The sequence below is a fragment of the Thiolinea disciformis DSM 14473 genome, assembly GCF_000371925.1.
Lineage (GTDB): Bacteria > Pseudomonadota > Gammaproteobacteria > Thiotrichales > Thiotrichaceae > Thiolinea > Thiolinea disciformis.
This window is the reverse complement of record NZ_AQVE01000002.1, coordinates 177,803-202,077: the sequence shown is the minus strand read 5'-3', so window position 1 is coordinate 202,077 and position 24,275 is coordinate 177,803. Positions and strand designations below refer to the sequence as shown.

Genomic DNA, 24,275 nt, shown 5'->3' with positions numbered 1-24,275 from the left:
TCATCAGATGGGATGCGATGCCGATCAATGACCGGCATCCTGAACAGACTTAGAGTTGGCCACAATCTTCGATTTTGATGGGTGCTTTCGTGCTGCCGCTGCGCGTGCCATTAGATTCAATCGCTTTTAGCACATCCATCCCTTCCGTGACTTGACCAAATACGACATGCTTACCGTCTAACCAAGGTGTGACTACCGTAGTGATGAAGAACTGTGAACCATTAGTATTGGGCCCTGCATTCGCCATTGACAGTAAACCCGCACGATCATGCTTTAACTTGAAATTTTCATCCGCGAATTTAGCGCCATAAATCGATTTGCCACCGGTACCATTATGATTAGTAAAATCACCACCTTGTACCATGAATTCCGGAATCACCCGATGAAAGCTAGAACCTTTATAACCAAAGCCTTGTTCGCCCGTACACAATGCACGAAAGTTCTCAGCGGTTTTTGGCACCACATCTTCAAATAGTTCAAATACAATACGTCCAGCTGGCTGGCCACCGATAGACACGTCAAAAAATACACTTGGGTTTGCCATGAGGAGATGCTCTCAGATCAAATAAAGGCGGTAATGTAACAAAAGTGCGAGGGCGATACTAGAAGGCGTCAACGGTTGCGGTCATCGACACCTGTAGCGCTCAGGCAGTGTAGTGTCGCTGCGAGCCACGTCCAAATAACAACATCAACAAGAAACCTACGACACCGCCACCAACATGAGCAAAATAAGCAATATTGTCGCCAAAAATCGAAAAACCGGTCACACCAGACACTAAGTCAAGCAAGATAATGGCCGGAACAAAATACTTAGCAGCGATAGGAATCGGTAAAAAAATGAAAATTAGTTTTGTATTAGGGAAACAAAAAGCGAAAGCTACTAAAACACCATAAATTGCGCCTGAAGCTCCCAAAGTCGGCGTGTGATACATCAGGTAATAGTGGGCGACTAAATCCTTGGTTAAGCCCATAATATTAGTGAGATATTCACCCTGAGTGGCCATACGTTGAATATCAGTATTGCTTAAGCCTAGACCTTGGAACTGTGCGGTGAGTTGGTTAAATTGATAAACATTAATCATGTTATAAATCAAACCTGCACCCACACCACACAGCAGATAAAAAACTAAAAATCTTGCTCCACCCCATAAACGCTCTAACGCCGTACCAAACATCCACAGCGCCAGCATATTAAATAATAAGTGCATCAAACTACCATGCATGAACATGCTGCTGAGGTATTGCCAATAGCGAAACTTGTCATTCTCGGTCAAATACAGGGCAAAATTGTCAGCTTGTGGTAGTTGACTGGCCTGCACTACAAAAAATACCAGCACACACAAAGCAATTAAAGTATAGGTCACCAGCGGAGGGCGGTTGGCGTATAATTGATTCAAGTAAAGTCCTTTTGAGCAATGCTGTCAGCAAGTTTAGTTTATCTAGTGTAGTAGCCCTAAAGCTTGATGCAATTTCCTTTACCACAAAATAGCTTGACTCTCATAAAAAACCGCAAGCTCCACCTATTCAGGCACACAAATCCTCCCCTGCCATGCAGCTTGCAAGGTTTTGAACAGTAAAGCACTTACAATACCTGTTAAAAGGATCAGCAAACCGACGCCAAGCCAGCTATAGCCTTGGATATGTGTTTTTTCAAACATAAGCAAAGTCGCGGTAGTCATAGCTGCTAAAGGAAAAGAATAAGCCCACGCCGACAAGGTGAATGGTAAAATGATGAAGCGTTTGGCTTGGGTCAATAGTAGCAGTGTGATGAATAAGCCTGCAAAAAATAAAATACGGGCAAAATTATCCAATTCGCCATGATTCAGGCGCACATAAGCCAAAAATCCAACTGCAGGTGGGGCAATCAGGATAAATAAACTTGGCATTAGACGCGGGGCAATGCTAGGGTGAAACACCAAGCGATAAAATGCCAACGTCATCAATACGCTCCAAAATACTAAGCCAATACTGAAGAAAAACCATGATAACTCGAGATAGCCTAGCGGTACTCCTGCTAAAGGAACAATCACATTACCGACCGCGGGGATAAACCACACTGGCAATAAATGGGGTATCTGGTAGTGAGTTTGGTGCATCCACATGGTAACTACCGCTAAGGTAAAGCCTAAATGCAGTGTCGCGCCAACTAACCACAAGACGCGTGCAATATTCGGTTGCAGTTCTAAAAAACCCACTGCCAGCAACAATAAACTAATCGATATGGTTGGAAAAAAACTAAGTTTTATGGGATGTTGCCACTCTTGAAGTACCATGGCGCGGTGATGAATCAGCTTCACGAGATAAGCAACACTCAATACACTAAAGACCAAGACAGCTAACCCCAGAATCAGTACATTAATACGGAGTGTCAGATGATAAAGCAGTTGCGCCTTTTGCCAAACAATAGCCAAGCCACTCAATCCCATTACCATGGCAAAAAATGCTATCGGGAAATGCGCCAAACGAGCCGTGCTTAGATGATTCGTTTCCATCACTTAGACTAGTCCTTATAAGATCAAAAGATAAAGTCGTGCACTTTAGGCAAAGCCCATCATTAGCACATTGAAAAATAACAAATCCTTTTTTATCCCATTAAACACTGCCTGTGAAAACCACAACAGGAATAAAAACAGGTTGATAATTTAGTGACGAGGAATGAAAAGGAAGGCTAATAACCTTAAGCGAAGAAGTGAAGGCTTACAATTGGATATATGCTATCGAAGGTCAATACCATCTTTACGAAAGAAAGGAAATAAAGATCATCAGTTAATTAAGCTAAAGCTCAAACACCATGCCATCAAATGATACTTCAATTCCCGCTTGCACCAATTCCGCTCTTTCTGCTGAATCTTCATCCAAAATCGGATTAGTATTATTAATATGAATCAGAATCTTGCGCGTATCTGGAAAATTAGCCAGCCATTGAATCATGCCACCCTCACCAGATTGCGGTAAGTGACCCATCTCACGTGCTAATTTTTGCCCAACGTGACGACGTGACATTTCATCATCCGTCCAGCATGTACCATCCACTAACACACAATCAGCATTTGCAAAATAAGGATGTAGGTGCGCCTCGAGTTCGCCTAAGCCGGGCGCATAAAATAACTTGCCCCCGCTTTGGGTATCTTCAAACCAAAATCCAACATTATCCCCTGCAGAAGGGTTATTCCGATGCGGTGAATAAGGGGGCGCTTTACTATGCAGCGGTACCGGTGTCACCCGTAAATTATCAAGCTTAGGAATGCTTAATGCGGATCCATCCAATGGTAAAGCATGACGATTGACACCGCAATAATGGGACAACATCTTCAATACCGGAAAGCCGCTGGTCAAATCCTCATAAACACTATCAGTACAATACAATTCTAACGGCTGCTTACTTTCACGCAGAATCAAAAGACCCGTTGTGTGATCAATTTGGCTATCGGCGAGCAAGACTGCACTGATGCCGGTATCACGTAAAGCACGTGCGGGTTGCAGGTAGTGGTGCAATGTATTGATTTGGGTGCGAATATCAGGAGAAGCATTCACCAAAAGCCAGTGAATTTTATCGGTGGAAATGGCAATCGATGATTGCGTGCGCGCTTGAGCTTGGATGGTGCCATTACGCACCCCCGAACACATCGGACAATTACAGTTCCACTGCGGGAATCCACCGCCCGCAGCAGAACCAAGCACTAGAGCATACAATCGCTTAGCGATTCATAACATACAGATTGATTTCAAATCCGTAACGCATATCTTTAAATGTGGGTTTTGACCAAGATTTTTTCATAGTACTCTCCTCAAAAGATGTAATAGGAGTTTAGACTATTTATCAACTTAGGTTGGGGAAAGGTTGGTAAAAACCCCGAAAACTAATAGCACTTAGTCCGTATGCTAATAGGTATAATTATCCCCTGCTTGACAGATCAAGCTACAATAAACCGCAATATAATGAATGACGATGAGGTCGAACGTATGGATGTTATGGAAAGAATTGATGAGGCGGTCAAAAGCCACCCCGTCATTATTTTTATGAAAGGAACACCACAGATGCCCCAGTGTGGTTTTTCTAGCCGTGCTGCACAAGCGTTGATGCAATGCGGCGAAGAATTTGCCTATGTTAATGTATTATCCGATCCTGAAATTTTCCAAAATCTGCCACGTTATGCAGACTGGCCCACTTTTCCACAGATTTATATCAATGGCGAGTTGATTGGTGGCTGTGATATTACTTTGGAAATGTTCGAAACCGGCGAGCTACAAACCGCGATTAAAGATGCGGTAGCACACAACAAAGAAGCTTAAGGTAGTTTAAACCAAGTTGGATAGCCCACGCTGTCCAACTTTATGCTCGGTTAAGCTCACCGCATAGCCTAAAGCTTCTACCACAGTCTTACCAATTGCCAAACCATGAATCATAGCGGCGCGAAAGACATCGCCTGCCCCTAAAGTCTCAAGCACCTGAACAGCTTGCGCTGCAATAAACGTAATGCTCCCCGCTTTATCAATCGCATAGGCACCTTCATTACCCCAATGGCAGATTAAGACTTTGGCAGGATAGCGTCTATGTTGATCAGCTAAAAAGCTTTCAGGGTGCGATAAGACTTTTTGTTGTTGTACAAATAATTTTGAAAAGAAAACGACATCAACCCCTGGAATTAAAGCTTCAATATCGGGATCAGAGCGACGAATATCCAGTGATAAAACTTGATCAAAGCGCTTAGCTAAGCGCGGTAATAACAGTGTTAATACTTGAGCATTACGTCCTTCTAGGTGAATCCAATCATAACGCGGAAAATCGCAAGTATTAAACGCTTCCAACGGTAACTCCGGTAAGTCACGATAATGAACAACTGACTGATTTTCGTGCGTTTGATAGTGATTAATATAAGAAGTCGGAGTGCGCCCCTGTGCTAAGCTAAACGCCAAATCCACATTGACGTCCTGTTCTATTAGCGCTTGCTTTAGCCAGCGTGCCTCAGCATCAGCCCCTAATCCCCCCATCCACTCAACGGCATGGCGATGCTGCGCCAACACCAAAGCCATATTCGCCGCATGACCACCAATCACTTTCATTTCTGGCCTAGCGCTTTGAATATGCTGCTTTTGTGTGAATTCATTAATAATATTGAGTGTGGCATTACCTATCAGCAAAATTAAACTCATTGAACACATCCTTAGATTTGTCATGTATGTTCGTTGTCCCCACTAAGATTCTGCTATGATTTCCAACGCTAATGCAACTTATCCTATCTAACTGGCTTGGTTGCGGCTATGGGACGAGATGCTTACAATGTGTTCCCTTAAAAATACTCGATAAAGATTAATTGAGGAGTTTCTTATGCCCTGGAATGAACCAGGTGGAAATCAGCAAGACCCTTGGGGCGGAAAAAACCGTAATACAGGGAAAAATCAAGCTGGTGACCTTTTTAATCAGCTCACGAAAAAGCTAGATGAATTACTGAAAACTGGAAAAAGAAATACAGGCGGCGGAAACTTTTCGCAAGAGAATGAGCCTTTTAACTTTAAAATCCTATTAATTATTCTCGGCGTTTTAGTCGCGGGTTGGTTATTTTCAGGCTTTTATACAGTTGGTGCGAGCCAACAAGCCCTAGTCTTACGCTTTGGTGCTTTCCATACGACCACAGGTCCAGGTTTACGTTGGCATTTCCCAAGCCCGATTGAAAAAGTCGAGCTTATTGATGTGGCACAAAACCGCAGCGCACAAGATGAAAGTACCATGCTGACCAAGGACGAAAATATCGTTGCTATTACGGTAAACGTCCAGTATCGCATTAATAACGCACAAAACTATGCGTTTAATGTACAGCATCCTGACGATTTGACCGGTCAAAAACGCGGCACTTTATATCAGGCAATGCGTAGTTCTATCCGCGAAGTGGTCGGTCGCAACACCATGGATTACATCTTAGGTGAGGGGCGTGAGCAAATTGCTTTTGATGCACAAAAGTTATTGCAAAGTATTCTCGATCGTTATGCGGTTGGTATTGATGTAATCAAAGTCAATTTGACCGATGCACAAGCACCCGATGAAGTGAAAGAAGCCTTTGATGATGCGAATCGCGCCCGCGAAGACGCGAATCGTTTCCAAAATGAAGCGGATACCTATGCGAATCGAGTAATCCCCGAGGCTCGTGGTAAAGCAGCGCGCGCTATGGAAGATGCCAATGCTTATCGTGATCAAGTAGTTGCACGCGCCGAAGGTGATGCTTCACGTTTTTCCCAATTAGTCACGCAGTATAATAAAGCGCCCGATGTAACTCGCGAGCGCTTGTATTTGGAAACCATGGAAAATGTCATGTCAGGCACACGTAAAGTGGTCGTGGATAGTAAAGATAATGTCATTTATTTACCCTTAGACGGCAATAGTAAAGCGCCGGTTGATTTACCCGATGCACCGCCTAATCCGACTACCGTCACAGCACCTTTAGTCAGCGATAATGCTAGTGGGCGTAGTAGTGAAGGACGCCAAGAGCGTAGTTTGACACCACGCGCACGGGAGAGCCGCCAATGACACAACGTTTACAAATCATCGCGGCTGTTTTTGTTGCCGTATTAATGTTGATTCTGTCCACGGCCTATACGGTTGATCAACGCGAAAAAGCCATTAAATTGCAATTTCGCGAAATCAAAGAAACTGACATTACACCCGGCTTACATTTCAAATTGCCTTTTATTCAGTCTATTCAGAAGTTCCCTGGACAGATTTTGACTTTTAGCACGCAATCTGAACGCTTTTTAACGAGCGAAAAGAAATATGTGTTGGTGGATTTCTATGTGCAATGGCGTATTGATAAAGTCGCGACTTTCTATACTGCAACCGCTGGAGGCAGTTTGGAATATGCCACTAATCGCCTAGAAAATATCATGAAGGATGGTCTACGCAATGAGTTTAGTCGTCGTACGATTGAACAGGCTTTGTCTGAGCAACGTGATGAAATCATGAAAGGCTTGGAGCAGAAATCTAATGAGGCGGCCAGTCAACTAGGCATTAGTATTGTCGACGTGCGGGTTAGCAAAATTGATTTCCCGAATGAAGTAAGTAAATCTGTTTATGAGCGTATGAGTTCAGAGCGTAATCGTGTTGCCCAAGATTTTCGCTCGCGCGGTCAAGCAGCGGCTGAAAAGATCAAGGCCACCGCTGACCGTACAGCCACCGTTTTAATGGCAGAGGCTTATCGTGATGCAGAAAAAATACGCGGTGAAGGCGATGCGAAAGCAGCAGAAATTTACGCTAATGCTTATCAAAGTAATGGCGAGTTTTATACCTTCTACCGTAGTTTAGATGTCTATCGTAAAACGATGGGGCAGACGCAAAATACGACGATGGTGCTAGATCCAAACTCTGACTTTTTCCGTTACTTCAAAAGTGCAGGCAAAGGCACGACAAGCCCAACTTCCGTGCAGCCTGCTCAACAGCCTACTGCGGCTTCGCAAGCTGTGCCTGCACCATAAAAACCATAGTCATTACAACATGGTTAGCCAACGCCTTTCTGCTAGGGAAGGCGTTTTGTTTTTTGCCAAACCGCATTAGCTAAGGCATCATGTACCCCGTCAATTAAATGGGGTTGAGCGTATTTTTGCGTCTATTTGAAATGAGGATCACATGGGTAAGATTGTGGTGGTGTTAGGCACTCAATGGGGTGACGAAGGTAAAGGTAAGATTGTTGACTTACTCACCGAAAATGCAGCTGCTGTTGTTCGCTATCAAGGTGGCCACAATGCAGGTCATACATTAGTCATTAATGGTGAAAAAACCATTCTACACCTCATCCCTTCTGGTATTTTGCGTGACGGCGTGGAATGCTTAATTGGTAATGGTGTGGTGTTATCACCGGAAGCACTGTTGAAAGAGATCGAAATGCTCGAAGCGAAAGGCGTTCCGGCACGTGAACGTTTACGCATCTCTGAAGCCTGCCAATTAATTCTGCCTTATCACAGTGCGATTGACCTTGCGCGTGAGAAAGCACGAGGCGAACAAGCGATTGGCACAACGGGGCGAGGCATTGGCCCTGCTTATGAAGACAAAGTGTCACGTCGCGGTTTACGCGTGGGCGATTTGTATCAAGACAATTTCCCCGAAAAACTACGCTCGATTATGGATTACCATAATTTCGTACTGGAACACTATTTCAAAGCACCCACGGTTGATTATCAACAAACCTTAGATCAGGCACTTGCCATGGCTAAGATTCTTAAGCCTATGCTTGCTGACATCCCCCAACGCTTAGCCGATCTACGCAAAGCCGGTAAGCACATCATGATGGAAGGTGCACAAGGAACCTTGTTGGATATTGACCATGGCACTTACCCTTTTGTGACTTCATCGAATACCACCGCAGGTGGCGCTTGTACTGGCTCGGGGATTGGTCCACGTCACTTAGATTATATTCTGGGGATTACTAAGGCTTACACGACACGTGTTGGCTCAGGCCCCTTCCCTACCGAATTGTTTGATGATGTCGGTAAACATTTAGCACAAAAAGGCTTTGAAGTGGGAGCAACAACAGGCCGCCCACGCCGTTGTGGTTGGTTCGACGCCGCTATTCTGCGTCGCGCTATGAAACTCAATAGTATTAGCGGGGTGTGCATTACCAAATTAGACGTATTGGATGGACTCGACACTGTACGCTTATGCATTGGTTATCAATTAGATGGGCAAATTTATAGTGAGCCACCTGCTACCACTGAGGCACTCGCACGCTGTCAACCCATTTATGAAGATATGCCGGGCTGGAAGGAATCCACTTTTGGTGTGACACAATACGATCAACTACCCCAAAACGCCAAGGACTACTTAAAACGTTTGGAAGCCGTGATTGAAACCCCGATTGATATTATTTCCACTGGGCCAGATCGCGAACAAACGATTATTTTAAGACACCCTTATTCGGCGTAGACTAAAAATAAAAACCCCCGCACAGATCAGGGCTAGGTCTGGCGGGGGCTAAAAAAGCCACACTAGGGGCATTGTGGCAGGGGTTTCAACCGTTCTTACACTCTTACTGAGAATACTACTGCAGTTAGCGTGCCAACCACCAAGCCATTGATTTTATTGGAAATAAAATTTCACCACTCCACGATCTGTGTCAGCTCTAAACACTCAGGCTATGGCACTTGTCATTTTAGGACAGGCTGACACCAGCTTGTGTCAAGAAATATCGAAAAAACTTGCTGAAAGTTTATCCCCTTTTGTCACAAACGGTTTAACTTGCACTAAGCTCATGCGTATAATGTGTCGCAAATCAAAATACTGGCCATCATTATGCAAGACACATTTTTAGATGAACTAACCCAAGCCAAATCCCCTGTTTTTTGTTTTTTAGTCAATGGCATTAAATTGGAAGGGTCTATTGTAGGCTACGACCAATTCTCCATTATGCTAGCATCGAATCGGGACGGCGCGACTTCACAATTAATTATGAAAAGCGCTATTTCGACCATCGTTCCAAAAACAGCAAGTACGGCTACAGCAAAGTCCTATTAATAATCTAACGGAAGCTTTAAGGAATACACATCATGGTAGACGCAGTTAAAATTCTTGGCAGCTTATTGAGCAGCGGCGCATTGTCTAGCGGTTCAGGCAGTAAAGTGCTAGGCACTATCCTATCGTCAGCACTCAGCGGTGGCGGCAATAATTCTGCGGGTGGCATGGGTGACTTATTAGGCTCTTTATTAGGTGGAGGCGCTCAACAACAGCCGCAAGCGGGTGGCCTAGGTGGCTTACTCGGTGGTTTATTAGGCGGCGGTACGCAACAACAACCTCAAGGCGGCGGTGGCCTAGGGGGTTTATTAGGTGGGCTTTTAGGCGGTGGTGCTCAACCCCAAACTAATACAAGCGCTGGCGGCATGGGTGACTTGTTAGGCTCTTTATTAGGTGGCAACGCTCAACAACCTGCAAATCGTCAAGGTCAAGCAGGTGGTATTGGTGATTTACTCGGTGGTTTATTAAGTGCGGGTCAACAAGCCAATACGCGTCAAATGGGCGGCAGCAATGATCCATTAGGCGGTCTATTAGGTAGTATTATGGGTGGCCAAGGCGGAAGTATGGCTGCTGGCGGTGGCTTGGGTTCTTTATTAGGTGGTGCCGTTACTAAATATCTACAAACACAAAATCCCAATGCGCCCGATGTTGCATCACAATATATTCCACCAGCAGCGCATCAAGAAGCCAATCAACAAGCGATGCAATTAATCCGCACTATGATTAATGCCGCTAAATCGGATGGCCGTGTTGATGATCAAGAAAAAGAACGTGTCCTCACCCGTTTACAAGGACTAGATCAAAACGAAATCAATTTCATTCAGAATGAAATTAATTCGCCTTTGGATGTGGCAGGGTTTATCCGATCTGTCCCACCCAGTATGGGTAAGCAGATTTACCTGCTATCCTTAATGGCTATTGATTTAGACACTAATACTGAAGCTAAATACCTTGATCAATTAGCAAAAGCTTTCAATATTTCTCCTGAAGAAGCCAATGAATTACACGCTCAAGCGGGCGCTCCTAAAATCTACGCGTGAACCGCTTTAAACATCATTAAAAGCAGACACTAACTGTCTGCTTTTTTTATTTCAGCAGGGACATTTTCCTTAACTCCTCAGCCTCTTTATACTAAGCACCTTTGCTGAGCGAAATACTATTTGGGGCCTGCCTTGCACACATCAAAAGACTTAAAAGCCTTAGCACAGGCTGTGATTCATGAGGAAATAACGGCTTTACAACAGCTGCCTGCACGTATTAATGAGCAATTTATCGCTGCCTGTGAAGCCATTCTAGCTTGTAAAGGACGCGTCATTGTCACAGGGATGGGAAAATCAGGGCATATTGGTAGCAAAATCGCGGCAACCCTAGCCAGCACCGGTACCCCAGCCTTTTTCGTACACCCCGGCGAGGCAAGTCATGGCGATTTAGGCATGATCGTCAATGGGGATGTGATTATTGCCCTGTCCAATTCCGGCAGTACTAGCGAACTATTAGCATTAATTCCTATCTTGCAGCGTCAACAAGTGACCTTAATTGCAATGACAGGCAATCCTCATTCCGAACTCGCTCAAGCTGCACATTTTCATATCGATACTAGCGTTGAACGTGAAGCGTGCCCGCTGGGATTAGCACCCACGTCTAGTACCACAGTAGCTTTAGTGCTAGGCGATGCTTTAGCGATCTCTTTATTAGAAGCACGTGGCTTTACTTCAGAAGACTTTGCACGTTCGCATCCCGGTGGGCGCTTAGGCAAGCGTTTACTGGTGCATGTCAAAGACATTATGCATACTGGCGCACGTATTCCAAAAGTCAGTCCTCATGCCGATATGCGCGAAACCATTTTAGAAATGACGCGCCAAGGTTTTGGTATGACCGCAGTAGTCAGTGACAATAATGAATTATTAGGTGTTTTTACGGATGGTGATTTACGTCGCTCATTTGAAAATGGGCAGGCATTGCATACTCAAGCGATTGAAGCATGGATGACCACCAAATCTTATACGATTGATGATCATGCTTTAGCGGTGGAAGCGCTTAATTTGATGCAAGCCAAATCGATTACAGCCTTGCCTGTAGTACAAGGAAAATATATGGTTGGAATTATTCATATGCATGATTTATTGCGTGCGGGGATTGTATAAATGTCAAAAACGCCTATCGATAGTAGTCAAATTCAATTACTGATTCTGGATGTAGATGGAGTATTAACCGACGGCAGCTTATTTTATGACGACCAAGGTCATGAATATAAAGCGTTTAATTCTAGCGATGGGCATGGAATGCGGATGTTGCGCTCAAGCGGTGTGCAAATCGCCATCCTAACCGGGCGTAAATCCATGTTAGTAACACACCGAGCCAAAAATTTAGATATTCCTGATAGCTTGGTTTTCCAAGGATTTCGCGATAAGCGCCCTGCTTTCCAACGTATTTTGGAGCTAACTGCGCTTCAACCGGCACAGATTGCTTATATGGGTGATGATGTCGTCGATTTGCCGGTGATGGTACAGGTTGGCCTGCCGATTGCCGTAGCCAATGCACACCCGTTTGTGAAACAACACGCGCAGTGGATTACTGAAAAATCCGGTGGAAAAGGGGCGGTACGCGAGGTGTGTGAGCGCCTGTTAGAGGCGCGCGGCGTATTGCAATCGATGTTGAATACTTATTTGCTATGAAAGGTTTTTTCCTGCTGGTATTGGGCTTGCTGATAGTCATCTTATTGCATAATGCCCAAGACCTTCTACCTCGCACCCAATTGAGCGATGTTAAGCCGGACTATGACCAAGTGGATTACTATTTGGCAGATTTTAGTCTTAAAGCAATAGCACAAGATGGGCGTATTAACCATACGCTTGACGCTCAATATATGGGGCATTGGCGAGAAAAAAATACCAGCTTTATCGTAGCACCACGAATTGAAAGCCAACTCCCTGCCCAACACAGCACCATTACTGCAGAAGAAGCCACCTTAGAACATGCTAAGCAGCAAGTCTTATTCAATGGCCAAGTTAAAGTCCTTTCTGAACAGAATAGCTTAAAAGATTCTCAGCAATTCACCTTAGAAACGGCTTTCTTGCGTTATGGTCTAAACGATAGCGTGCTCAGCACCGACAGCGAGGTTAAGATCACAGGGCCTAAGCTTGTTTTACAGGGTGTAGGGCTAGAGAGTAAACTAGACGAAGCTACTTTGAGATTAAATAAGAATGTTCGATCCGTCTACCAAGCTGTATCCCCTTAAATATTTTTTTATCCCTGCTGTACTACTATTTAGCTCTCTCGCTTATGCGCTTAGCGACGATGTTACTAAACCCGTCACCTTAGAAGCTGATTCGGTAATCTTTAATAAACAAGCAGGTACTGCCGTTTATTCCGGCAATGTGCAAATTAAGCAAGGAAGCTTAGCGATTTCGGCCGGACGGATTGACATTAGCGCACCCGATAATGAAATTCAAACCATACGCGCTACCGGCAATCCCGTTCGTTTTCAGCAAATGATGGATAATGGTAAACAAGCGATTGGCTCTGCTAAATCGATGCATTATTTCGTACTACAAAAACGCCTCATGCTTGAAGGTGATGCCTCACTTACCCAAGACAAAGATACCTTTAGTAGCAATCAAATCGAATATGATATTCGTTCTGGTGAATTAAAAGCAGGCCGTGCCGCTAATCAAGATGCTAAACCCAATGGCGAAGCGAAAAAACCAGATCGTGTTCGTGCTATTTTTTACCCTAGCAATCAGGCACGTTAATGGCTGTACTACGTGCAGAACACCTGCAAAAAAGCTATAAAAAGCGCCCTATCCTCAAAGATGTCAGCCTTTCGATTGCGAGTGCAGAAGTGGTAGGTTTACTAGGGCCTAATGGCGCAGGTAAAACTACTTGTTTTTATATGATTGTGGGCTTAGTGGGCGCTGATGCGGGAACGATTTACTTAAATGAGCAAGTGATTACCCCGCTATCCATGCATGAGCGCGCCCGTGCCGGTTTAGGTTATCTCGCTCAAGAGGCTAGCGTATTTCGGAAATTATCCGTGCAAGACAATATTCTTGCCGTGCTCGAACTGAATAAAAGTCTAAATCGCACCCAACGCCAAGAACGTCTTAATCAACTCTTAGAAGAGTTTCAAATTACCCATTTACGCCAAAGCCTCGGCATTAGTTTATCGGGCGGTGAAAGACGGCGCGTTGAAATTGCACGTGCTTTGGCTTCTAACCCTAAATTTATTTTGTTGGATGAGCCTTTTGCTGGTGTTGATCCTATTTCGGTCATTGAGATTCAAAAAATTATCCGCCAATTAGTTGAACGTCAAATTGGTGTATTAATAACTGATCACAATGTCCGCGAAACATTAGGCATTTGTCATCGCGCTTATATCCTGAGTGAGGGTAAAATTCTTACTGAAGGTACACCTGAAGCCATTCTGGCTAATCCCCAAGCACGCCAAGTCTATTTAGGTGAAAACTTCCAGTTATAAGTGGAATTATTCAGCAAATCGACCACCCCAGATCAGGTACTTTTGCGATGCCAAGCGATTAGGGATAGTATGGTGTTATGGATGTGTTTTATACGTTTTGGAATAAAGAATAACAAATGCTAAGACAAGGACTTGATATCCGCATTGGACAGAATCTGTCCATGACCCCGCAATTACAACAAGCCATTCGTTTGTTGCAGCTTTCCTCTATCGAACTACAGGAGGAAATTCAACAGGCCTTGGAAGAAAATCCTTTATTACAATTAGCGGATGAAGGCGAGCTCAGCCAAAACGAATCGTTTGACGAAGCGCAAACTCGACAAGAAAATGAAATGGAAGCTAGTGATAACCTAGCAAATCCCCCTGAAATACATGATCCTGAGCTAGGCTCTATGGATAGCGTTATTCCAGAAGAGTTAAACATGGATACTGGCTGGGATGAGGTCTATGACACCAGCTCCAGTACCAACTCAAATAGCGACGATGCCGATAACCAAGCGTTTCTAGAAAATCAATCAGACAGCGATGAGGGTTTGCAAGAGCATTTACTGTGGCAGGTGCGCATGAGCAACTTAACAGCCATTGATAAGCGCATTGCTGAAGTGTTGATTGGTTGTTTGGATGAAGCAGGTTATTTACGCGACAGTCTGGAGGATATTTTAGCCAGTCTGCGTGATGAAATCCCTATAGAAATCGAGGATATTGAGACTGTTTTAAAATATATCCAACATCTAGATCCCATCGGTGTGGGGGCGCGTGATCTACGTGAATGTCTGTTAATTCAATTACAACGCCAACAACCAGCCTCCGTTGTACAAGCTTTAGCCCTTAAACTGGTAGAAAACCATCTAGACTTATTGGAGAAACGAGACTATAAAGAGATCCAAAGGCGCTTAAAAATAAATCAGGAGAGGCTTGAAGCGGTGCTCATACTTTTGCGTACTTTACAGCCAAAACCCGGTAATGCGTTCTCAGAAAGTAAAACGGACTACATCACGCCTGATGTGTTTGTTCATAAAGTACGCGATAAATGGGTGGTTTCACTTAACTCGAAAGTCACTCCGGATTTACAAATTAATCACACCTACGCCAACTTGATCGGTCAAGTTAAAAGTGGTGCTGATGCCAGTTATCTTAAAAATAATTTACAACAAGCACGTTGGTTGATTCGTAGTTTGGAAAGCCGTAACACCACGATTTTAAATGTCGCAAAAGCTATCGTAGAACGCCAAAATGCTTTCATGCAGTATGGCGAACAAGCCATGAAGCCCTTAATTTTACGGGATATTGCAGACGAGTTGGAAATGCACGAATCTACTATTTCTCGTGTTACTACTAATAAATATATGTACACCCCTCGTGGTATTTTCGAATTTAAATATTTTTTCTCGAGTCAGTTGGATACCGATACTGGCTCTAGCTGTTCGTCCACCGCGATTCGCGCCATGATCAAACAATTAATTGCGAAGGAGAATAGTTCCGCTCCCTTAAGCGACAGTACTTTGACGCAACTATTACGCGATCAAGGCATTAATGTCGCTCGGCGCACTGTCGCCAAATACCGTGAAGCTCTGGCGATTCCTTCCTCACATGAACGAAAAACCTTAGTCACGAGTTAACTGATGCTTGGCGTGAGCCAACTAGTCTTTGTTGTTTGACCTGAATAGGAGTTGTATACATGCAATTAGAAATTACCGGTCACAATCTCGAAGTCACTACTGCCCTTCACAACTATGTCCGTGAGAAATTTGAACGCATTAAACGTCATTTTGACCAAGTGATTAATGTGCATGTCATTCTGGAAGTTGAGAACAAAACACGTCATAAAGCGGAAGCTTCTATTAACGTGAGTGGTAGTCAGATTTTTGCGAATGATACCCAAGAAAACATGTATGCCGCCGTGGATGGCTTAATGGATAAACTAGATCGCCAAGTACTTAAACATAAAGCGAAACTTAAAGATCATCATCGCGATGCCGCCTTACGCCGCGAAACACAACAGCTTATGGCTGAAATGGACTGAACCTTTATTCGAAAAATATAGCGTGTTAGCAACAAGCTAACTAGGCTTAAGCTGAAACCAACAGTATGCAAACATGCCTATTTGCATACTGTTTTCAACCCCCGTCATTCGTTACTTATTATTAATTCACTACTCAAACCTTATTTGTTAGCTCATCAAACTTACCTACACTAACTTATAACTAGAAGAGCAGATTAGAGGCGGTGCAATGCAAATTATTATTATTAGCGGCATGTCTGGTGCAGGAAAAAGTTACGCCCTACAAACCTTGGAAGACAATGGGTATTACTGTATTGATAACCTGCCCGCTCAATTAATTGAGGCACTCTTACAAACACCCCAGATTGCCAGTCTAAAGCGTCTAGCCATTGGTATTGATATTCGAGGTGGTAAGGAAAACCTACGTGATATTCCACAAATCCTCAACCGTATCCGCTTAGTGCATCCGGATACCAAATTGATTTATTTATACGCCAATCACGAAATCATTCTAAAACGCTATCATGAGTCGCGTCGCCAACACCCGCTTGCCCACGAAGAACAAAAATTGCGTGAGGCGATTAAATTAGAAAAAGCTTTGTTAGAAGAACTGGCTGCTCAGGCTGACTGGCGCATTGATACTTCACAATCCAGCATTTATGAATTGGGTGCTTTATTACGCTTAAGACTCACCGGCCAAGCACATAGTTCCTTTTCACTCTTATTTCAATCGTTTGGTTTCAAACACCAAACCCCATCAGATTCCGATTTCATCTTTGATGTGCGCTGCCTCCCTAATCCTTATTGGATACCTGAATTACGCACGCTCACCGGTCGAGACGCAGCTATTATTACTTGGTTAGAACAGCATGAGCGCGTGCATTTAATGCAACAACATATCCAGCAATTTTTAAGTTTTTGGTTAGAAGATTTAGATCATTGCCAACGTTCTTATGTCACCGTGTCTATTGGTTGTACGGGTGGGCGCCATCGCTCTGTGTATATTGCCGAGCAGTTATATCGTCATTTTCATCAGCAATTGGGCGAAAATGTGGCAATTCGCCATCGAGAAATTCCGGCGAATCCTTAGATTAATTCCAAAAAACTGCTTCAATATTAGGCATTAAAATAACCAAGCTTAATACAAGCTTAATAAAGTTTATTTGCATAATCTCATCACACTGACTAAAAAGCTGTGCAGCATTCACATTATATTCAGCTAAGTCATTGACCTAGCTTACTAAATCGACAGTGCTATTTATATCGGTGTTATTATTTGAGAGAAATCATGAACCATTCAGGAATCTCGGCCAATATTATTGCATTGGCCTCGCTTGCGGCAATTGGCTGTATAAAGCCAGCCGCAGCAGCAGGATGCCATACGTTAAGTCGTTCCAGTTTAGAAAATAAAGCACAAAATTATGAAGATAGTATTCGTAGTGCTTCACGAAGTCACGGCGTACAAGAAGATTTAATTAAAGCAGTTATTGCGGTAGAAAGTTGTTTTAAAAGTACGGCGCGCGGTACCTCGGGTGAAAAAGGTTTAATGCAGCTGATGCCTGGTACCGCAGCGCGCTTTAATGTGCGTAGTGGCTATAACCCTTGGGACAATGTCCATGGTGGTGCAAGTTATTTAAAACATCTCATTCGTTATTACAAAGGCGATACACGGCGCGCTATTGCGGCCTATAATGCAGGTGAAGGCAATGTGCGCCCTGGCGGGGTTATTCGCAATAAAGATTATGTTCGCAAAGTGATGTCGGCTTATTCGACTTTATCCGGTCAAGGCGCTTATAAACATTCACGCAAAGCCCAAGGCTGGAGATCCGCCAGTTATAAGAAAAGAACTAGCCTCAGAGGCTCGCAGCGTTATGTGCCACGCAAACCTAAAGTCAAATATGCGCGTTATACTGCTAAAACAAAACCGATGCGTTTTACCAAACAACGCGCTTGGTTAAAACAAAAACGTTCTAATAATGCAAGAGTGTACCGAGCCTCTTTTAAACCCAGCAAAAAAATGACCATGCGCGCTAAAGCGGCTCGCTTAGCCAAGAAGCGTCGCTCCAAGCAAGTGCAAGCATCCGTCTCAGCCCGCTACGCAAGAGCACTACCTGCTTCTTATATGCGTCTCAATCCGGGTGATACGATTTATACGATTGTAGAAAGCACCATTTATACGATGCCTTTAGGCAATCACACACGCCGCTATACCCGTTAAGTATCGATAGACGCTCAAGAGCATTTATCTTGTGTATGACAAGGCCTATACTTCCTACTGGCGCACTATTTGAGTGCGCTGGACTAGGGAGCAAACTTAATGACCGACTTTACTGTCACCCGCGCTTTATTTGATATTCCGCCTGACCTTATTTATCTGGATGGTAATTCGCTGGGTGTTTTGCCTAAAGCGGCCTCAGCACGTGCAGAACAAGTGATTCGCGAGGAATGGGGACAACAACTAATTCGCGCTTGGAATACCGCACATTGGATGGAGCAACCTAAACGGGTAGGCAATAAAATTTCTCAATTAGTCGGCGCACCTGACAACTCGATTGTGATCGGTGATACTTTATCCATTAAAGTTTATCAAGCCCTAGCCTCAGCCTTAGCGCTCAATCCAGAACGAAAAATTATTCTGTCCGACTCAGGCAATTTTCCAACCGATCTTTATATGGCACAGGGCTTAGCACAATCCTTAAACCAAGGCCATCTCTTAGTAACGCCTGAGCCAGAACAGGTGGAGGACTTTATTAACGACCAAGTAGCCGTTTTGATGCTCACTGAGGTCGATTATCGCACAGGGCGACGCCATGATATGCGGCGTTTAATTGAAAAGGCTCATGCCCATGGGGTAGTAACCATTTGGGATTTGGCACATTCAGCCGGTGCTATTCCGGTTAATTTAAGCGCGGATAATGCTGATTTTGCGGTTGGCTGCACTTATAAATACTTGAATGGTGGGCCAGGTGCACCTGCTTTTATTTATGTAGCACCGCATTTACTGGATAAAGCTCGCCCTGCTCTCTCCGGTTGGATGGGGCATAATGCCCCCTTCGCTTTTCATTTGGATTATCAACCCGCTCAAGATATTGAACGTATGCGGGTTGGTACACCTGCCGTAATCTCCTCCTCCATCCTAGAAGCAGCCTTGGACGTTTGGAAAGGGGTCAATATGCTGGAGCTACGCCAACGTTCTATTGAGCTTTCAGAGTTATTTATTAAAGAAATCGAAGCGCATTGTCCCGAACTTAGTTTGGCGAGTCCGCGTGATCCGGAACAGCGTGGCTCCCAGGTTTCCTTCCGTTTTGCACATGGATACGCGGCGATGCAAGCCTGTATTGCCCAAGGCGTGATTGGCGATTTCCGAGCTCCCGATATTATGCGTTTCGGCTTTACGCCTTTGTATATTAGTCTGGAAGAAGTAAAGCGTGCGACAGAAATTATTACACAGATTATGCGAGATCGGACTTGGGATAAACCGGAATATAAACAGCGTGCAGCCGTTACTTAATTAAACGTAGATGTTGGGAGGCGTGCCCTCGCTGTTCGGCGGCACGCGCTTCTTGCTCAAACGGATTATCCCAATACCAACGTCCACCTTTGAGGAAGCACCAAGTCCCCGCTAGCCAATACACTAACGGAAAGAAAAAGCCCCAGCGCTCAAATTGGCGCACATGCACCCGTTCGTGACGACGGGTTGCTTGAATACACGCATAAGAATAGCCTGCCACCACATGGCCTAAGGTGATGGCAGCGACCGAACCGAATAAAGGAATGCCTTTCTTTAAGCTCTTCCCTACCACGCCCCCCCATACTTCTAATACCCCCGTATGCCACGCAAAATCACCACCGGTAGCGCGTGCTAAGGGCGCTAGTGGCAGAAACATTAGGGTAATTAAACCCGGCCATAAATACCGTAATAACGTGAATAGGATGCGCAGAGGGTTCATGAGCTACGTCGTTTTACCACTAAATAAACACCCAGCATGGTCAAGGCTATGGCAGCTAAGGCTATCGGTGGCAACGCTTCATCGAATAAAAGCCATGCCTCTAAGCTAGTCACTGGTGGCACCAGATAAAAATAACTCGCTACTTTGGCCGCCTCGCCTTCGCGAATCATATACATCAGCAACAAAATAGCACTTACCGAAAGCCCTAGCACTAGCCACATTAAGGCAAAGATTAGCTGCCGATCCCATACCACTTGGCGCGTTTCAAAGCTCCACGCTAAAATACCCATCAGTAAAGCCGTGCTTACATACTGCCAGAATGAACCCGCCACTAGATTGACCCCAGCACCAAATTTTTTCTGGTAAAGTGTCCCGAGTGAAATAGCTAATAGCGCTAATAAAACACTCCATAACGCCGTATGATTAATCGTAGCTTGCGTAATACTGGTTAGGCGCGTGCTGATAACAATCGTGCTCACACCGATTAAACCGAAAGCCAAACCGAGCCATTGTATTTTGTTGAGCTTTTCCCCTAAAAACTTCCAACTCAAAAATGCAGTCAGCACCGGCTGAATGCCCACCACGATTGCCGTAATACCGGCTGGCAAACCTGCTTTAATCGCTGCAAAAACTCCGCCCAAATAAACACCATGTACCAGAAAGCCTGTCACCATTTGTTGCATCGCTTGACGTGGTGAAGGCCAAGTGACTTTTAAACTTACAGCCAGCAAGAAAAATATAGCCAGCGTCCATAGCATCCGAATAAAGAGTAAATAAAACGGCTCGATAAAAGGTAACGCATATTTCGCCCCAATAAATCCGGTACTCCATAAAAATACAAACAGAAACGGGATGGCGCGAATTAAGAGTGCGTGGCGAGCAGTGTTGGGCATGACGCGTCCTTTAGCTTACGATCATAAACACCGTAGCAGCAGTTAATCCAGCCATCAAGAGATTAAAATAACGCTGGCGCTGGGTATTTGACAAAAAGCGTTGAATAAAAACCCCAAAGCCTGCCCACACGGAGACTGTTGGCAAATTAACGACCGTAAACATGATAACCAACACTAAACTAGACCACAGATATTGCTCGCCTGCCAAAGTAAAACTACTGACTGACCCTAAAGCCATCATCCATGCTTTGGGATTAACAAATTGAAACAAGACGGCCTGCCACCAACGCATGGGCTGAGCAGCGATTGATTTATGCGTGGCTGGCTCTTGGTTATCTGTTACTGGTGCGCTAGCAATTTTCCAAGCCAACCATAACAGATAAGCTACTCCGACTAGCTTTAATGCTGTTTGCGCTGCTGGCCAAGCGACAAATAAACTGCCGAGGCCTGCTAGCGTTAAAATAAGCAATAAGGCCATTCCCATGGAAATGCCAACCATATGCGGAATAGTACGCTTAAAGCCGAAATTCGCGCCCGAAGCTAAGAGCATTAGATTATTCGGGCCAGGCGTAATCGAGGTCACAAAGGCAAAGCTGAACATAGCAAGCAGTAACTGAGCAGTCATGATAATTTTCTCACGAATCGAATCTGACACAGCATAAAAGCTCGCCATAAACCAATACAGATTTAAAATTCACAAATTAAAGCATGACAGTTATATCTGTAATGCCTGAGCCTGCTTTCTAAATCCCAGATCTGTACTGCTCAAAGCCAACGCCTCACGGTTTGCTGATAGTCTCGATACGCTTGACCGAAGGTTTGGCTTAAAGCCGCTTCTTCTGGTTCAATTTGCTGCTTCGTAATCACCCACACGAACAGCGGCAACAGCACCACAGGCGTTAAACTACCTAAATAAATCCACCAACCCACCAGCATAATTAACATTCCGAGATACATGGGATTGCGTGTATAACGATACAAACCTGAAATTACTAAGCGTTTGCTGCGCTCAGGGTGAAGCGGATTAGGCGTCGTTTTCGCACGAAAAAATAGGGCAAGTGACCAAAGATCAGCCAGAATAGCAACACTGATGAGCGCTAAGCCAAGGTAGTTCCAAGGCGCATCCAGCCAAATAAAAACCGGAACATACCGGTCCAATAGCCACATCATGAACGCCACTAAGACTAAATAAACCGGCGGTGGAATACGTGTTTTGAACATAACAAAACCTTTTGATAGTTGGATTGTGTGACTTAGCAAGTGTTGCTAAACCCTAGCGCCCTCATCTAAAGCAGTGCTTGAAGTTTTAGGATTTGACGCTAAATTCCTGACATACCCTTGTCAGTAAGTCCACACTATACTGCATGAGCTTTTCGCCTCCTATGCCTTTTGAGACAGTTGATGAATACCACGCAAAACTTTGAACTGCATACTAGCTACGCGCCCGCCGGTGATCAGCCAGAAGCGATTCAAACCTTAATCGATGGCCTACACAATGGCCTATTGCACCAAACTTTATTGGGTGTCACAGGTTCTGGTAAGACTTTTACCATGGCCAATATTATTCAACAAACCCAGCGCCCTGCGATTATTTTGGCGCACAATAAAACGCTTGCAGCGCAATTGTATGGCGAATTTAAAGATTTCTTTCCAAATAATGCGGTGGAATATTTCGTCTCTTATTACGACTATTACCAACCAGAAGCCTATGTGCCGTCGAAAGATATTTATATTGAGAAAGATGCTTCGATCAATGATCACGTCGAGCAAATGCGTCTGTCGGCCACCCGCAATTTGTTGGAACGCAAAGACGTTATTTTAGTTGCCACGGTCTCTGCCATTTATGGCTTGGGCGATCCTGAGTCCTATATGCAAATGATTCTGCATCTAGTCCGTGGCGACAAAATTGATCAACGTACCGTGCTGCGCCGTTTAGCGGAGATGCAATACACCCGTAATGACCTTGATTTACAGCGTGGCACGTTTCGGGTGCGTGGTGAGGTGATTGATATTCATCCAGCGGAATCAGACAAAGAAGCGATTCGCATCGAGTTATTTGATAATGAAATCGAGAACTTGAGCTTTTTTGATCCTTTGACTGGCGAAATATTGCGCCGTGTACCACGCTTAACTATTTATCCCAAAACCCACTATGTTACGCCCCGTGAAGTATTGTTGGGCGCAGTCGAACAGATTAAAGAGGAATTGCGCGAGCGTTTAGCCGTGCTACGGGATGAAAATAAGCTGGTGGAAGCACAGCGTTTAGAACAACGTACCCAGTATGATATTGAAATGATTATGGAAACCGGCTATTGCTCGGGGATTGAAAACTACTCGCGCTATCTATCCCAGCGTACACCCGGCTCTGCCCCGCCCTGTTTATTTGACTATATTCCGCGCAATGCCATCGTATTCATCGACGAATCCCATGTCACGGTTCCCCAATTTGGGGGCATGTATAAAGGTGATCGCTCCCGCAAAACCACATTGGTCGATTATGGTTTCCGCCTGCCCTCTGCTTTGGATAATCGCCCCTTACGCTTTGACGAATTTGAACGTATTTTGCCACAGGTGATTCATGTATCGGCCACCCCAGGGGCGTATGAATTAGAGCACTCGGGACAAATTGCAGAACAAGTCGTGCGACCCACCGGCTTGGTTGATCCGTTGGTAGAAGTTCGTCCCGTCACTAGCCAAGTGGATGATGTGATGTCGGAAATTACCGCACGTGCTAAACGCAATGAGCGGGTTTTGGTCACCACCCTAACCAAACGCATGGCCGAAGATTTGACCGATTATTTAATGGAGCACGATGTCAAAGTGCGCTATCTGCACTCGGACATTGATACCGTGGAACGGGTTGAAATTATTCGTGATTTACGCAAAGGTGAGTTTGATGTACTGGTCGGCATTAACTTATTGCGTGAAGGTTTAGATATTCCCGAAGTGTCTCTGGTTGCGATTTTGGATGCTGACAAAGAAGGATTTTTACGCTCTGATCGCTCGTTGATTCAAACCATTGGCCGAGCCGCCCGCAATGCTGAAGGGCGAGCGATTTTATATGCCGACAAAATCACCGATTCCATGAAACGGGCCATCGAGGAAACCGAGCGCCGCCGCCAAAAGCAATTGGAATATAATAAAAAGTTGGGTATTACGCCGCAAACTATCAAAAAACGTATTGCGGATGTGATGGAAGGGGCTTATGGCAATGCAAAACGCGGTGACAAAAAATCCAAAGCGAAACTCGACAAAGTTGCCGAAGCGCTTGCTCAGTATGCTGCACTCAGCCCTGCGCAAGCCGTGAAAAAACTAAAACAACTAGAAGATAAAATGTTTCAACATGCGAAAAATCTGGAGTTCGAGCAAGCGGCTGCACTGCGTGACGAAATAGCGGCGATTCGTGCTAAGGTGTTTGGTATTCCTTAGCGCATTTCCATTTCACTCCTTATGGCTTTTC

27 protein-coding genes are annotated in these 24,275 nt (G+C 44.6%); 17 read left to right on the top strand and 10 right to left on the bottom strand.

The window, feature by feature from the left end:
* Nucleotides 1-49 precede the first annotated feature (49 nt).
* From A3IE_RS0102495 to pqqA, 5 genes are all read right to left on the bottom strand, one after another.
* Nucleotides 50-544: a peptidylprolyl isomerase gene (locus A3IE_RS0102495; RefSeq protein ID WP_020394004.1), complete on the bottom strand. Its 495-nt coding sequence runs from the start codon at nucleotides 542-544 to the stop codon at nucleotides 50-52.
* A 100-nt stretch (nucleotides 545-644) separates the two neighbouring features.
* Nucleotides 645-1,397, bottom strand: a complete 753-nt coding sequence (locus A3IE_RS0102490) for a rhomboid family intramembrane serine protease (protein WP_020394003.1) — start codon at nucleotides 1,395-1,397, stop codon at nucleotides 645-647.
* 123 nt (nucleotides 1,398-1,520) lie between these two features.
* The gene (locus A3IE_RS0102485) at nucleotides 1,521-2,492 is read right to left on the bottom strand and encodes an SLAC1 anion channel family protein (protein WP_020394002.1); all 972 of its coding nucleotides are present in this window, start codon (nucleotides 2,490-2,492) and stop codon (nucleotides 1,521-1,523) included.
* 283 nt (nucleotides 2,493-2,775) lie between these two features.
* Complete coding sequence (pqqB, locus tag A3IE_RS0102480) at nucleotides 2,776-3,693, bottom strand: pyrroloquinoline quinone biosynthesis protein PqqB (protein ID WP_026154740.1); 918 nt, start codon at nucleotides 3,691-3,693, stop codon at nucleotides 2,776-2,778.
* 4 nt (nucleotides 3,694-3,697) lie between these two features.
* Nucleotides 3,698-3,778: a pyrroloquinoline quinone precursor peptide PqqA gene (gene pqqA, locus A3IE_RS23360; protein WP_083900565.1), complete on the bottom strand. Its 81-nt coding sequence runs from the start codon at nucleotides 3,776-3,778 to the stop codon at nucleotides 3,698-3,700.
* A 185-nt stretch (nucleotides 3,779-3,963) separates the two neighbouring features.
* Here pqqA and grxD point away from each other — a divergent pair, with 185 nt between their 5' ends.
* On the top strand, nucleotides 3,964-4,293 hold the full coding sequence (gene grxD / locus A3IE_RS0102475; RefSeq protein ID WP_026154739.1) for a Grx4 family monothiol glutaredoxin: 330 nt from the start codon (nucleotides 3,964-3,966) through the stop codon (nucleotides 4,291-4,293).
* A 6-nt stretch (nucleotides 4,294-4,299) separates the two neighbouring features.
* On the opposite strand, the gene A3IE_RS21825 is transcribed toward grxD, so the two are convergent.
* Nucleotides 4,300-5,154, bottom strand: coding sequence for a PfkB family carbohydrate kinase (locus A3IE_RS21825; protein WP_020393999.1), 855 nt, complete (start codon nucleotides 5,152-5,154; stop codon nucleotides 4,300-4,302).
* A 175-nt stretch (nucleotides 5,155-5,329) separates the two neighbouring features.
* On the opposite strand from A3IE_RS21825, the gene hflK reads away from it, so the two are divergent.
* The 15 genes from hflK to kynU all read left to right on the top strand — a co-directional run bounded on the left by hflK (nucleotide 5,330) and on the right by kynU (nucleotide 19,483).
* Nucleotides 5,330-6,523, top strand: a complete 1,194-nt coding sequence (hflK, locus tag A3IE_RS0102465) for an FtsH protease activity modulator HflK (RefSeq protein WP_020393998.1) — start codon at nucleotides 5,330-5,332, stop codon at nucleotides 6,521-6,523.
* On the top strand, nucleotides 6,520-7,464 hold the full coding sequence (gene hflC, locus A3IE_RS0102460) for a protease modulator HflC (RefSeq protein WP_020393997.1): 945 nt from the start codon (nucleotides 6,520-6,522) through the stop codon (nucleotides 7,462-7,464). Before hflK ends, hflC begins: the two co-directional genes overlap by 4 nt.
* Before the next feature lie 151 nt (nucleotides 7,465-7,615).
* Nucleotides 7,616-8,908, top strand: coding sequence for an adenylosuccinate synthase (locus A3IE_RS0102455; protein WP_020393996.1), 1,293 nt, complete (start codon nucleotides 7,616-7,618; stop codon nucleotides 8,906-8,908).
* A gap of 366 nt (nucleotides 8,909-9,274) precedes the next feature.
* Nucleotides 9,275-9,496, top strand: a complete 222-nt coding sequence (gene hfq / locus A3IE_RS0102450; RefSeq protein ID WP_020393995.1) for an RNA chaperone Hfq — start codon at nucleotides 9,275-9,277, stop codon at nucleotides 9,494-9,496.
* 32 nt (nucleotides 9,497-9,528) lie between these two features.
* On the top strand, nucleotides 9,529-10,533 hold the full coding sequence (locus tag A3IE_RS0102445) for a DUF533 domain-containing protein (RefSeq protein WP_020393994.1): 1,005 nt from the start codon (nucleotides 9,529-9,531) through the stop codon (nucleotides 10,531-10,533).
* Between the two features lie 132 nt (nucleotides 10,534-10,665).
* Nucleotides 10,666-11,637 carry a KpsF/GutQ family sugar-phosphate isomerase gene (locus tag A3IE_RS0102440; RefSeq protein ID WP_033406288.1) on the top strand — a complete coding sequence of 324 codons (972 nt, stop codon included), beginning with the start codon at nucleotides 10,666-10,668 and terminating at the stop codon, nucleotides 11,635-11,637.
* Nucleotides 11,638-12,168, top strand: a complete 531-nt coding sequence (locus A3IE_RS0102435) for a KdsC family phosphatase (RefSeq protein WP_020393992.1) — start codon at nucleotides 11,638-11,640, stop codon at nucleotides 12,166-12,168.
* Nucleotides 12,165-12,731 carry an LPS export ABC transporter periplasmic protein LptC gene (gene lptC, locus A3IE_RS0102430; RefSeq protein WP_020393991.1) on the top strand — a complete coding sequence of 189 codons (567 nt, stop codon included), beginning with the start codon at nucleotides 12,165-12,167 and terminating at the stop codon, nucleotides 12,729-12,731. Before A3IE_RS0102435 ends, lptC begins: the two co-directional genes overlap by 4 nt.
* Nucleotides 12,697-13,245, top strand: coding sequence for a lipopolysaccharide transport periplasmic protein LptA (gene lptA, locus A3IE_RS0102425; protein WP_020393990.1), 549 nt, complete (start codon nucleotides 12,697-12,699; stop codon nucleotides 13,243-13,245). The genes lptC and lptA overlap by 35 nt, the downstream gene beginning before the upstream one ends.
* Nucleotides 13,245-13,970 (top strand): LPS export ABC transporter ATP-binding protein, encoded by a 726-nt coding sequence (gene lptB, locus A3IE_RS0102420; protein WP_020393989.1) that lies wholly within the window; start codon nucleotides 13,245-13,247, stop codon nucleotides 13,968-13,970. The genes lptA and lptB overlap by 1 nt, the downstream gene beginning before the upstream one ends.
* 116 nt (nucleotides 13,971-14,086) lie before the next feature.
* Nucleotides 14,087-15,589 (top strand): RNA polymerase factor sigma-54, encoded by a 1,503-nt coding sequence (locus A3IE_RS0102415; protein WP_026154738.1) that lies wholly within the window; start codon nucleotides 14,087-14,089, stop codon nucleotides 15,587-15,589.
* A gap of 59 nt (nucleotides 15,590-15,648) precedes the next feature.
* Entirely contained in the window at nucleotides 15,649-15,993 is a 345-nt protein-coding gene (hpf, locus tag A3IE_RS0102410; RefSeq protein ID WP_020393987.1) for a ribosome hibernation-promoting factor, HPF/YfiA family, read from the top strand.
* A 208-nt stretch (nucleotides 15,994-16,201) separates the two neighbouring features.
* Nucleotides 16,202-17,062: an RNase adapter RapZ gene (gene rapZ / locus A3IE_RS0102405; RefSeq protein WP_020393986.1), complete on the top strand. Its 861-nt coding sequence runs from the start codon at nucleotides 16,202-16,204 to the stop codon at nucleotides 17,060-17,062.
* Nucleotides 17,063-17,260: 198 nt separating this feature from the next.
* Nucleotides 17,261-18,190 carry a lytic transglycosylase domain-containing protein gene (locus A3IE_RS21820; protein ID WP_020393984.1) on the top strand — a complete coding sequence of 310 codons (930 nt, stop codon included), beginning with the start codon at nucleotides 17,261-17,263 and terminating at the stop codon, nucleotides 18,188-18,190.
* Nucleotides 18,191-18,289: 99 nt separating this feature from the next.
* A complete protein-coding gene (gene kynU / locus A3IE_RS0102390; RefSeq protein WP_020393983.1) occupies nucleotides 18,290-19,483 on the top strand; it encodes a kynureninase in 1,194 nt (397 codons plus the stop codon).
* Here kynU and A3IE_RS0102385 read toward each other — a convergent pair.
* The 4 genes from A3IE_RS0102385 to A3IE_RS0102370 form a co-directional block, all read right to left on the bottom strand.
* Nucleotides 19,476-19,922 carry a hypothetical protein gene (locus A3IE_RS0102385; protein ID WP_020393982.1) on the bottom strand — a complete coding sequence of 149 codons (447 nt, stop codon included), beginning with the start codon at nucleotides 19,920-19,922 and terminating at the stop codon, nucleotides 19,476-19,478. The two genes, kynU and A3IE_RS0102385, sit on opposite strands and share 8 nt — an antisense overlap.
* Complete coding sequence (locus A3IE_RS0102380; protein ID WP_020393981.1) at nucleotides 19,919-20,815, bottom strand: DMT family transporter; 897 nt, start codon at nucleotides 20,813-20,815, stop codon at nucleotides 19,919-19,921. The genes A3IE_RS0102385 and A3IE_RS0102380 overlap by 4 nt, the downstream gene beginning before the upstream one ends.
* 10 nt (nucleotides 20,816-20,825) lie before the next feature.
* Nucleotides 20,826-21,488 (bottom strand): LysE family translocator, encoded by a 663-nt coding sequence (locus tag A3IE_RS0102375; RefSeq protein WP_020393980.1) that lies wholly within the window; start codon nucleotides 21,486-21,488, stop codon nucleotides 20,826-20,828.
* Nucleotides 21,489-21,580: 92 nt separating this feature from the next.
* Nucleotides 21,581-22,036, bottom strand: a complete 456-nt coding sequence (locus tag A3IE_RS0102370) for a methyltransferase family protein (RefSeq protein WP_020393979.1) — start codon at nucleotides 22,034-22,036, stop codon at nucleotides 21,581-21,583.
* Between the two features lie 180 nt (nucleotides 22,037-22,216).
* On the opposite strand from A3IE_RS0102370, the gene uvrB reads away from it, so the two are divergent.
* A complete protein-coding gene (gene uvrB, locus A3IE_RS0102365; protein WP_020393978.1) occupies nucleotides 22,217-24,244 on the top strand; it encodes an excinuclease ABC subunit UvrB in 2,028 nt (675 codons plus the stop codon).
* Nucleotides 24,245-24,275 lie beyond the last annotated feature (31 nt).